Origin of the sequence: Streptomyces sp. NPDC050743 (assembly GCF_044456925.1) — a bacterium.
Classification (GTDB): Bacteria; Actinomycetota; Actinomycetes; order Streptomycetales; family Streptomycetaceae; genus Streptomyces.
Genome location: NZ_JBITGJ010000116.1, coordinates 8,634 through 19,008 on the forward strand (window position 1 = coordinate 8,634; position 10,375 = coordinate 19,008).

Below are 10,375 nucleotides of genomic sequence, written 5' to 3' on the forward strand. Positions count from 1 at the left end.
CCTGTACCAGGTCGGCGTTGGTCTTGAGCTCGCCTTCGTCTGCGAGGGCCGGGATGCTCAGGAGCATCAGGCCGGCGGCGGCGGTTGCTAGCACACTGGTGATGCGGGTCATCTTGGTCATGGTGGTGCTCCTCTGTCGAGCGGGCTGGAATCGGGGTGGATTCCTGATCGGGCCCACGGAAGCCGGAATTTGGGATTGGCTACGCCACCCTCATCCGCCGTCGGACCCTTCGATCCCGGGTCTTTCTCCAGGCCGAACTGACCTGTAGAACGGGATCGATTGCAGGCTATTCGGACATCGGCGACACCTGTACTCCGACACGACATATGATATGACTTCTTGTTTGATACTCCTCGTTTGGCCTATCCGCTCCCTCTCGCCATGGAGTGCCAAGGCAAGACGGGCCCATGCGCCGATACCCTGTGGGTGCCGATTATTGCGTCCGGGCAGGTCAAGCTGCATGTGCGTATTCGTGGGGGATGCCGCCGGGTCCATCACATCGATGTACGTCCAACCGCTTGAGTCGTTCCGGTTCGATAATCGGTTCGGGGACCGGTCGCCGGGGCGCCGCGTTCTGCAGGTTCTGGTGCGGCCTGTGCTCGTTGTAGAAGGAATCGAACTCGGCGAGCGTGTGAAACAGGTGGGCCTGGTTCCGGGTCAGGGTGGGGTCGAGGAGTTCGTGTCGGCAGGTCTGCACCCAGCGCTCCATGATGGAGTTCATACGGGGAATGCGGATGCCGGTGGTGATGATCTCGATGCCCTCGGCCTCGAAGACGGCGTCGAACGTCCGGGTGTACTTGCTGTTGCGGTCCCTGATCAGGTGCTTGGCGGTGGCGTCGGCGTCCTGGAGTTCCAATGACCAAGTTCAGCCGAGCTCTGTGCCCTCGGGGGTACGCCGCAGCATCACCTCGCCGAGCGGTGCGCCGCCGTCGACGGTGATGGCGAGCAGGATGGCCGTGCCCTCCGCCCGCAAGTGCCGGTCCCGGTCCAGCCGTGCGCTGGCGGCCGCTTCGTCGAAAGGGGAGACGATCGGTGTCCAGTACGCGATGTCGGGGGGTGGTCAAAAAGCTCTGGCATCGCGGCCAGGTCCACCTCCGCCCAGTCGCGGAGGACGAGCCCCTCCCCCCAGAGCTCGATCCGCTCGGGAAAGGACGACGAGGTGTTGATCATGGTGGGGGACCTCCCTGGCCTGTTCAGGACGAGGCGGGATAACTGGGGGGCAGGCAAAGGCTCACCGTCATTTTCCGGGGACTCTGAAACCCCGGCTTTGGTGGTGTCTGCCAGTACCGCTGCCGGCTCCCGCAGGCCACCTGCTGAGACCGGTTCGGCAGCAGGTCGTGATGGCGCAGGATCAGCATGTCGGCGACGAGGCACGTGAGTTGCCCGTCGGCGTCCGGGCCGATCCACGGCGGGTAGGAGGCGTCTCCCGTGCGGCTGGGGTAGACGATGAGGTTGCCCCCGGACTCCGAGTCGTCGAGGACGAGGATGCCGGCGGAGCTGTCGTCGTCCGGGACGGTGTTTTCTCCGCTGGTGAGCCTGCCGGCCGCCGCGGCGTCGGCGAAGCAGCCGGTGCCGGTGTCCACGCCGAAGCCGTAATGGGGGTGGAATTTCACGCTACTCACGTTGGTGATGGCGACGGCGCGAAACTCGGCCCCCCTGTCGAATCCGTGGCTCTCAGCCCGAGCCTGTGCCGTTCAGAAACTCATTGTGGCTGGTCAAGCTGCGTACCTGTACTCGTTGATCAGACCGCCAAAGATGCGGGTGCGTATGAGCGGCTGCGTGGTTCTCTCATCGGTACACAGCATGGCCGAGTCATCGGCAAGAGGAGGCCGTTGCCCTCGGGCCTGGTGGGGACGGTGGCCGTTGTAGTGGCGGGCGTAGACGTCCAGGACGCGTCGCGCGTGGGCTTCGTTCAAGAGCAGCAGGTGGTCGAGGGCCTCGCGCCGGAGTGTCCCGATAACCCTTTCGCAGTGCGCGTTCATCCGCGGGGACCGTGGCGCCGTCCTCAGGGTCTCGATGCCCTCGGCTGCGAAGGCCGCATCGAAGGACTCGGTGTACTTGCTGTCCCAGTCGCGGATCAGGAAGCGCAGCGACTCGAAGCGCAGGCCCAATTCGGCGGCGAGGTTGCGGGCCTGCTGCACCGTCCATTGCGCGGTCGGGTGAGCGGTCACGCCAGCGATGTGCAAGCGGCGCGTGCCGTGCTCGAGGAAGACCATCGCGTAGACCCGGCGGAGATCCACCAGGTCGATGTGCAGGAGGTCGCAGGCGATGATGCCGTCGGCCTGCGCCGTCAGGAACTCTCGCCACGTGGGCCCGCCTCTGCGGGGAGCGGGACCCACTCCGGCGGCGGTAAGGATCTCCCAGACCGTGGAGGCTGCGACCCGATGCCCGAGCCGTGCGAGGTCGCCCTGGATTCTGCGGCAGCCCCAGCGCGGATTCTCTTCCGCCGGCCGCAGCACCAACTCCTTGATCGCCTGCGCGGTCGGTGGCCGACCCGGCTTGCTCCTGCGCTTGCTGTAGTCCCACCGGCGCGCGACGAGCCTTCGGTGCCACGCCAGCAGGGTGTTGGGAGTCACTGGGAACACCTGCGCCCAGCGGCGCCGGGGTATCAGCGAGGACGGCGCCGCGAACCACAGCCGGTCCGCCGACTCGTAGCGCACTGGACCTGCGAGTTGCCTACGCAGCACCGCGTTCTCGTGCCGCAGGACAAGAAGCTCGGCGTCCTTGGCCACCTGCCGGCGCAGCAGCAACACCGGGACCGACAACAGCTTCCTCGCCACCCGATAGACCAGCGCGACAATCACCCGCGGCATCGTCCCAGGCGGCCCTGAGCACCACCAGACCCCATACGACCTGCAGCAACGCATTTCTGAACGGCACAGGGAAGCAGTGTGCGCGGTGCAAGGGATCTTGATGTAGTCACTGGGGGCGGTGCTCTGCCGTGGATGCGGACAACTGCGGGAGCCCGATTGATCGTGCTGCTGCGACGGACTCATGGGCAGAGTCGGCGTGCGGGAGCCGCGTTCGGATGCTGGACGGCCGCGCCGGGGACGCTTCCGGGGCGGCCGCGTCCGAGTCGGGCAGCCGGTCAGCTGCGACGGTGCGCCGACTCCTCCAGCCGCTCGACGAGTTCGGCGGCCATGGCCTTGATGGTTTCCAGCCCCTTGCGGCCCCACGGCTGTGGGTCCTGGTCGACCACGCAGATCGTACCGAGCACCACGCCGGTGCTGTCTATCAGCGGTGCGCCCAGGTAGGAGTGGACGCCGATCGCGTCGACCACCGGGTTACCGGCGAACCGCGGGAAGTCCCGGATGTCCTCAAGCACCAGCGCCCGGCGGCGCTTGACCACGTGCGGGCAGATGCCCATGTCGATGTCGCGGGGCATGACGCGGCCGGGTACCGGGTCCTCCAGCAACGGCGGTCCCACGTGGGCCGTGGTGTCCTGCGCGGCACTGTACAAGCCTGCGAAGTACTGGCGGTCGGCGTCGAGGAAGAAGTTGACCCCGGCGTAGCAGCCGCCGGTACGGTGTGCCAGTTCCCGTGCGAAGGCGTCGAGTTCCGCATCCGGACGGGCATCGATGCCCAGCTCGCGCAGCCGCTCGGATCGGGCACGCACCTGGGGGTCCTCCGGGGGAAGGAGCAGGTGGCGCAGGGCGATCCCGGACTCAGGCCCGGAGGAGGGGTTGGTCGGTGTCGGTGCCATGGGAACTCCTTGTCGTGAGCAGATGCTGAATCAGTTCGAGCAGCACGCGGATGCCCGAGCTCTGAACGCGGGCGTCGCACAGCACCACCGGCACCTCGTGACCGAGGTCGAGCGCGGTCCGCACCTCCTCCCCGCGGTAGCGGTGGGCTCCGTCGAACTCGTTGACGGCGACGACGAAGGGCATGCCGCGCCGCTCGAAGAAGTCCACCGCCGCGAAGGAGTGCTCCAGCCTGCGGGTGTCGGCGAGAACCACCGCCCCGAGCGCTCCCTCGGAGAGTTCGTCCCACATGAACCAGAAGCGCTCCTGTCCGGGCGTGCCGAACAAGTACAGGACATGGGACGGACTGAGCGTGATCCGGCCGAAGTCGAGGGCCACCGTGGTGGTGGCCTTGTTCTCCACTCCGTCCAGCCGGTCCGTGGCCGCGCTGACGGCGGTCAGCGTCTCCTCGGTGCTCAGCGGCTCGATCTCGCTGAGCGCGTTGACGAAGGTGGTCTTTCCCACGCCGAACCCGCCGGCGACCAGCACCTTGATCCCCACCGGCAGGACTTCGGCCGGCAGCGGGTCACAGTAGTTTGAGGAGGCCATCGCGTACCGCTTCCAGGAAGTCTCGATCAGGTCGTACGTAGTGGCCCGGGGACGCCGGGTGCGCCGGGGGCGCATCACCTGCGACCACCGCGCCTCCCTCGGTCAGATCGGACAGCAGCACCTTGACCACGGCGGCGGGCACCTGCATCCGGGCCGCCACCTCGGCGACGCTCACCGGCCGCTCGCACAGCGCCAGCACCTGTGCATGCTCCAGGCCGAAGGCGCCCTGGGTCTGGGCGCCGGTGGCCCGCACCATGGTCACCAGAGTGAAGTCGGACGTGGCCCTGGTCCGGCCATCGCTCACCGTGTAGGGACGGACCAGCCGCCCGGCCGCTTCGTTGACCAGCGGTCCGTCCGGGAGGACCGGCGTCATCGGTCACCCCACCGGATGCCGGGGCGGTGTGGCCAGGTGCGGGCGCACGCTCTTCACCATCATCCCCATCTCGTAGCCCAGCACCGCCGCGTCGGCCTCGCGTCCGGCCAGCACCGCCAGCACCGCGCCGTGCCCGGCGGACGAGACGAACAGCAGCGAGGTGCTGAGCTCCGTGACGATCTGTCGTACGTCCCCGCCGTCGTCGAAGTGCCGGCCCGCGCTGCGCGCCAAGGAGTACAGCCCACTGGCAAGGGCGGCCAACTGGTCCGCGGCGTCCTCGTCGAGCCCCTCCGCTGCCTTCACCAGCCCGTCCGAGGACAGCAACAGGGCGCTTCGGGAGTGCGGCACCCGGTTCACCAGACCCGTCAACAGCCAGGAAAGGTCTTCGCTCGCCACGATCGTGTACTCCTCTTCGATGGAAGGAAAAAGCTTGCTGGACGGGGCCCCGGGCCTTCCGCGCGGCTCGGCTATCAGGGCGTCTGCGCTTCCTCGGCCCTGCGCAGTCCGGTCTGGAACGCGGCCATCAGGCCGGGGTCGTGTGTGACGTCCTCGGCGTCACCGGTGCTGGGGACCGGGTGCGGCCGTTCGGCGGCTTGGCCCTGGCGGCGGCGCTGAGGCAGCTGCGGACGGTCGTCCGCGCCGTCGGAGGGCACCGGGGCGGCCTGGGGTGCGGAATCGGGCACGCGCGGATCCGCAACGTCGGTCACCACTGTCGCCCGGGGGTCCGCCACCTCGGGTTCCACCGGGTCCTGCGGCCCCACGTCAGAGGTCGGGACGGTGTGGTGGGCGGGCGGGGGACCTGCCGGCTGCGGGCCGAGCAGTGCGCTGGGCAGCACCATGACGGCCTGAGTGCCGCCATAGACGTTGCTCAGCAACTGCACGGCGATGTCGTGCCGCTGAGCCAGGACGGAGACCACGTACAGGCCGATCCGGCCGTCTTGCAGCAGCTCGCCGAGGGCGACCTTGTCGGGTGCACTCAAAACGGTGTTCATCTGGTTGCGCTCGGCCGGGGACATGCCCAGACCCCGGTCCTCGACCTCGATCGCCACCCCCGCGGCTACGGGCTCCACCCGCACGTGCACGGTGGTCTGGGGCGGGGAGAAGACCGTCGCGTTCTCCAGCAGCTCGGCCAGCAGATGGACGACGTCGACCACGGCGTGGCCGTTCACCGTTCCATCGATGGGCGGGACCAGCTTGACCCGGGCGTACTGGTCGATCTCGGCGACGGCGGAACGCAGCACGTCGGTCAGGCTGACGGGGCGGGTCCACTGGCGGTGGGTGTTCGCGCCGCCGAGCACGGCCAGGTTCTCGGCGTAGCGGCGGATCCGGGTGGACAGGTGGTCCACCCGGAACAGCCCCTTGAGCAGGTCGGGGTCCTCGACCTCGTTCTCCAGGTTGTCCAGCAGGCCGATCTCTCGGTGCACCAGGGACTCCAGGCGGCGTGCCAGGTTGGCGAACACCTCGAACTGCTCCAGCCGGGAGTTGTGTTCTGCACCGACCGCAGAGGCGGCGGTCTCCAGCAGGGCTGCCTCCGCCTCGTTCCGGGCCGTGGCGATCTCGAATCCGAGGCGGGAGAGTTCGTCCGGGCCGGTCTGCGGAGGCAGTTCGGGCCAGCGCCGCGCAGGCCGCTCCCCGGCCCGCAACCGGCGGCACAACAACTCCAGTTCGGCTCTGCCTTCGGCCGTGGTACGGGTCAGCCCGGCCAGCTCGGCACGGTTCCGGTCGGCCGCGCGGGACAGCTCCGCCCAGTGTTTGGTGACTGCTCGTGCCTCCGCCGAAGCCCGTATGCCCGCGATTCCGGCCGCCATGGTGCCGATGAGGACCATGCCGCCGAAAACTCCGTCCTGGGCCACCCGGTCCAGGTGGCCATCGCGAACCAGTACGGTGGCCACCGCACCGGCTACGGTGACCACGCCCGGCGGCAGCACGGACCACAGCACCTGACGCCGCCTCAAGAACCTGGCTCGCGACTCGGCCGTCACACGGGTGGCCATGGGTGACACCTGCCGGTCGTCCGGCGGTGTGGAAGGATCAGGCATAACAGTCCCCGGACAGTACGATGATCGGACCGGGCGCGCACGTTACCGTGCACCAGGACTCCGGTGTCAGCCCCTGGTGCGCACAGAGATCGAACTGTTGTCCTTTGACTTCGCTTTCGACGCGCCCGTCCCAGGCCTGCGAGTGGGGACACGGCCACCAGCACGGCGGCCAGCATCATGCCTGCGGCCGTCGCCAGAAGGCTGGTGCGGCCCGGCTCGCTGCTCGGCGGACACCTCGCGGAGGGGCGGGGGTTGGCGTTTGCCGTGTTGGACGGGCCGCGGGCGCAGTCGTACGGATGGCCACAGGACGGCGTGCTCTCGCCGGTTATGGGATCGGCCGCTGGCGAGCCGGGAGCGAAGCGATGTAGAACCCCACGCGTACAGGCTGCTGCTCGGAGCCCACCGGAAGAGAGCATCAACCCCTTCTGCTCGTCGTTTTCGCCACACCGGACGAGAACCGACCCATCCTCCCGCCTCGGCGGGTGGAGCAACTCTGCCGCTCGTCGCCGAAGTGCGCCCGCAGGACTCGACCAGCGGCGAGACCGAGGATGACGACGGACGACGCCTCGTTGACGAGGTGCCGGCCGCGGAGCGTGCCGAACGTGGGGCTCGGGGCCGCTCACACCGAGCCACAGCAGGGTGAGCCAGGAGAGGTGTTCGTCCTCCAGGGAATGTGGTGCGGCCGCCTTCGGTTTCGTGAGTGAAGTACGGCTGCACCGGCAAGAGTTGCACGCACCATCCGCCGGAGGGAGCCGGTCAGGCGTGGTTGACGCGTTGCGGCACGGCGAGCGGGTTGTCGTCGCGCAGCGCCTCCGGCAGGAGGTCCTGCGGCATCCCCTGGTAGGAGACCGGACGCAGGAAGCGGCCGATCGCGGCCGAGCCGACGGAGGTGTGGAGCACCGCTGTGGTGGCGGGATAGGGGCCACCGTGGTGCATGGCCTCGGTGACGGCGACGCCGGTGGGCCAGGCGTTGAAGACCAGCCGTCCCGCCCGCTCGCGCAGCCTCGCGAGCAGCGGCCGTACGAGATCCGTCTCGCCTGGCTCCGCGTGCACGGAGGCGGTGAGGTTGCCCTCGAATGCCTCGGCCGCGGCCAGGAGTTCGTCCCGCCCCTCGTAGTTGACCACGACGGACAGCCGGCCGAACGCCTCCTGCAGCAGTGCGTCCTGGTGGCGCAGCAGAGTCCGCACAGCGGTGGCGAGCAGTGTCGGTGCGGCGGTCAACTCCTCGCCCGTGCCGCCCTTTGCCAGCGTTCGCACCCCGTCGACGGTGCTCATCGCGGACGAGCGCTTGCGGTAGCCCTCGTGGATCCCCGGGTGCAGCATCCGCGCGGCCGGTACGGCGCGCACGGCTGTGCAAGTGCTTCCTCGAGGCTGTGCTGCTGCGGCAGGAACAGCAGTCCCGGCTTGGTGCAGAACTGGCCGGTGCCCAAGGTGAAGGAGGCGACGTATCCGTCGACCACCTCCGCTCCCCGGGCGGCGACGGCGCCCGGGGTGACGAAGACGGGGTTGAGGCTGCCGAGCTCTCAGTAGAAGGGGATCGGCACCGGCCGGGCGCCTGCGAGGTCGAACAGGGCGCGTCCGGCGGGGACGGATCCGGTGAACGCGCCGGCCTTGATCCGGGGATCGGTCAGCGCGTCCCGGCCCGCGTCGAGCCCGAAGACGAGTCCGAAGGAGCCCTCGGGCGCGCCTGCCGCGTGCAGCGCCCGCGCGACCAGCTCGCCGGTGCGCAGGGACAGCCGGGGGTGGCCCGGATGCGCCTTGAGTACGACGGGGCACCCGGCGGCGAGCGCCGAGGCGGTGTCTGCGCCGGCGACGCTGGAGGCGAAGGGGAAGTTGCTGGCGGCGAACACGAGCACCGGTCCGAGCGGGACGAGCATCCGGCGCAGATCGGGGCGGGAGCCCAGCGGGGTGTCCGGCTGTGGGCGGTCGATGACGGCGTGGAGATAGCCGCCGTCCTCCAGGACCCCGGCGAAGAATCGCAACTGCACGGTCGTCCGCAGCAGTTCTCCGCGGAGCCGGCCCTCCGGCAGACCGGACTCCTCCCTGGCGAGCGGCACCAGCTCGTCGGCCGCCGCGTCGAGCGCGTCCGCGACGGCGGTGAGCAGGGCGGCCCGTTCGCGGGACCGCAGTGCGGCGAGCAGCTGCGCCGCGGCCGCCGCTGCGGCGAGCACGGCGTCGAGCCCGCCGGCAGTCGTGTCGGTCACGACTCTCCTCGCGGTCGTGCGCGGTGCGCACGGCGCACCAGAGGCTGGTCGAGCGCTTCGACCAGCCAGTACAGCTCGGCTGGTCCGCGCGTACGGGATTCGAGAGCGTCCCGAGGCCGTCGACGGCGATCTCGACGACGTCCCCGGCCAGGAGGGTGAAGTCGAGTCCGGGCACGATGCCGGTGCCGGTGGCCAGCACGGCGCCCTCGGGGAACGGCTGGGAGCGCCAGAGGTGGTCCACCAGCTCCTGCGGGGGCCGGTGGAACGCGGCCGTGGTGGTCGTCGCCTCGTAGGCGACGCCACCGTCCCGACGTACGACGAGGCCGATCTTCAGTGCGGTCGCGTCCTCGATCTCCCAGAAGGGCACGATGGCCGAGGACACCGCCGCGCTCCCGGCGTAGATCTTGGCCTGAGGCAGGTAGAGGGGGTTCTCGCCCTTGATCGAGCGGGAGCTGACGTCGTCGACGATCACATAGCCGACGCTCTCGCCGTGCCGGTTGAGGACGAGGCCGTGCCGCGGGGCGTCGATGTGTTCACCGGGTTCCTCCGAGGATGCCCTGGCCGTCAGGCCGGGGAGGAATCGGACTCCTGCGGAGCGGGGCAGGGATAGCTGGATCGCCGTCAGGGCGATCCGGCGTCCACCCCGCACGGCGGTGATGTCGCCCACGATCATCGAGAGCTCTCAACTGTCAGTGCTCTCGGGTAGGTTCGGATGCATGACGACGGAGGCGACCACGAAGGACACCGGGCATGCCCGGTACACCTTCCGTGTGCGCCTGTCGGCTACCGCGCGGCGCGCACTCGAAGCGGAGTGGGCGCGCTGCCGGTGGCTCTGGAATGAGTGCGTCGCGAAGTCCCAGCAGGTGCACGTGCAGGGCAAAGCGGGTGGCGAGAAGCTGACCTGCGGTCCGGGGCAGTTGGACAAGATGCTGACCCAGGCCCGCGGGGTGTCGCCGTGGCTGGCTGAGGGCGCGAGCGTGCCGCAGCAGCAGGTGATTCGGGACTTCGCCAGGTCCCGTGCCAAAGCGCTGAAGGACATCAAGGATCGGTTGCCGCAGCACCGGCGGTCCGGGATGCCCCGCTTCAAGAAGAAGCGGGAGGCGCGGCCCAGCCTCAACTACACCAAGCGCGGTTTCCGCCTCAAGGACGGCCGCCTGCACCTTGCCGGCGGGATCGTGCTGACGGTGGTGTGGTCACGGGAGCTGCCCGCCGACCCGTCCAGTGTGCGGGTGTACCAGGACAGCCTCGGGCACTGGTATGCGTCCTTCGTCGTCCCGGCTCAGGTTGAGCCGCTCTGTGAGAGCGGCCGCGTCCTGGGCGTGGACTGGGGTGGGAAGGAGGCCGCCACCACCACCGACGACGCCTACGATCTGGCGCATGCCGAGCACGGCAGGCGGGCCGCGCAGCGGCTGGCGAGGTATCAGCGGATGATGGCCCGGCGGCGGCCTTCGAAGGGACAGCCCGCATCC

General features: G+C 69.4%; 11 protein-coding genes and 1 pseudogene. 1 reads left to right on the forward strand and 11 read right to left on the reverse strand.

Going from position 1 to position 10,375, the window contains the following annotated elements:
- Nucleotides 1–452 precede the first annotated feature (452 nt).
- The 11 genes and pseudogenes from ACIBJF_RS45570 to ACIBJF_RS45620 all read right to left on the reverse strand — a co-directional run.
- Nucleotides 453–857 (reverse strand): integrase core domain-containing protein, encoded by a 405-nt coding sequence (locus ACIBJF_RS45570; protein WP_399183356.1) that lies wholly within the window; start codon nucleotides 855–857, stop codon nucleotides 453–455.
- Nucleotides 858–1,194: 337 nt separating this feature from the next.
- Entirely contained in the window at nucleotides 1,195–1,623 is a 429-nt protein-coding gene (locus tag ACIBJF_RS45575) for a hypothetical protein (protein WP_399183358.1), read from the reverse strand.
- A gap of 93 nt (nucleotides 1,624–1,716) precedes the next feature.
- Complete coding sequence (locus tag ACIBJF_RS45580) at nucleotides 1,717–2,805, reverse strand: integrase core domain-containing protein (protein ID WP_399183360.1); 1,089 nt, start codon at nucleotides 2,803–2,805, stop codon at nucleotides 1,717–1,719.
- A 284-nt stretch (nucleotides 2,806–3,089) separates the two neighbouring features.
- Nucleotides 3,090–3,704 carry a GAF domain-containing protein gene (locus ACIBJF_RS45585; RefSeq protein WP_356309855.1) on the reverse strand — a complete coding sequence of 205 codons (615 nt, stop codon included), beginning with the start codon at nucleotides 3,702–3,704 and terminating at the stop codon, nucleotides 3,090–3,092.
- Nucleotides 3,667–4,290, reverse strand: coding sequence for an ATP/GTP-binding protein (locus ACIBJF_RS45590; protein ID WP_356309852.1), 624 nt, complete (start codon nucleotides 4,288–4,290; stop codon nucleotides 3,667–3,669). The genes ACIBJF_RS45585 and ACIBJF_RS45590 overlap by 38 nt, the downstream gene beginning before the upstream one ends.
- Complete coding sequence (locus ACIBJF_RS45595) at nucleotides 4,268–4,663, reverse strand: DUF742 domain-containing protein (RefSeq protein WP_399183362.1); 396 nt, start codon at nucleotides 4,661–4,663, stop codon at nucleotides 4,268–4,270. Before ACIBJF_RS45595 ends, ACIBJF_RS45590 begins: the two co-directional genes overlap by 23 nt.
- Nucleotides 4,664–4,666: 3 nt before the next feature.
- Complete coding sequence (locus ACIBJF_RS45600) at nucleotides 4,667–5,059, reverse strand: roadblock/LC7 domain-containing protein (protein WP_356309847.1); 393 nt, start codon at nucleotides 5,057–5,059, stop codon at nucleotides 4,667–4,669.
- A gap of 74 nt (nucleotides 5,060–5,133) precedes the next feature.
- Entirely contained in the window at nucleotides 5,134–6,657 is a 1,524-nt protein-coding gene (locus ACIBJF_RS45605) for a sensor histidine kinase (protein ID WP_399183364.1), read from the reverse strand.
- An 801-nt stretch (nucleotides 6,658–7,458) separates the two neighbouring features.
- Nucleotides 7,459–8,049 carry a hypothetical protein gene (locus ACIBJF_RS45610; RefSeq protein ID WP_399183372.1) on the reverse strand — a complete coding sequence of 197 codons (591 nt, stop codon included), beginning with the start codon at nucleotides 8,047–8,049 and terminating at the stop codon, nucleotides 7,459–7,461.
- A 176-nt stretch (nucleotides 8,050–8,225) separates the two neighbouring features.
- The gene (locus ACIBJF_RS45615) at nucleotides 8,226–8,906 is read right to left on the reverse strand and encodes an aldehyde dehydrogenase family protein (protein WP_399183366.1); all 681 of its coding nucleotides are present in this window, start codon (nucleotides 8,904–8,906) and stop codon (nucleotides 8,226–8,228) included.
- Nucleotides 8,907–9,054: 148 nt separating this feature from the next.
- A pseudogene (locus ACIBJF_RS45620) lies at nucleotides 9,055–9,579 on the reverse strand (fumarylacetoacetate hydrolase family protein); the annotation flags it as partial.
- 43 nt (nucleotides 9,580–9,622) lie between these two features.
- On the opposite strand from ACIBJF_RS45620, the gene ACIBJF_RS45625 reads away from it, so the two are divergent.
- Nucleotides 9,623–10,375 (forward strand): RNA-guided endonuclease InsQ/TnpB family protein (locus ACIBJF_RS45625; protein ID WP_399183368.1); only part of this gene is annotated, 753 nt, incomplete at its 3' end.

Bases quoted from the DNA above. Each gene is read 5' to 3' on its own strand.
- ACIBJF_RS45585 (WP_356309855.1), bottom strand. From the start codon at position 3,704: ATGGCACCGACACCGACCAACCCCTCCTCCGGGCCTGAGTCCGGGATC.
- ACIBJF_RS45590 (WP_356309852.1), bottom strand. From the start codon at position 4,290: ATGGCCTCCTCAAACTACTGTGACCCGCTGCCGGCCGAAGTCCTGCCG.
- ACIBJF_RS45595 (WP_399183362.1), bottom strand. From the start codon at position 4,663: ATGACGCCGGTCCTCCCGGACGGACCGCTGGTCAACGAAGCGGCCGGG.
- ACIBJF_RS45605 (WP_399183364.1), bottom strand. From the start codon at position 6,657: ATGGCCACCCGTGTGACGGCCGAGTCGCGAGCCAGGTTCTTGAGGCGG.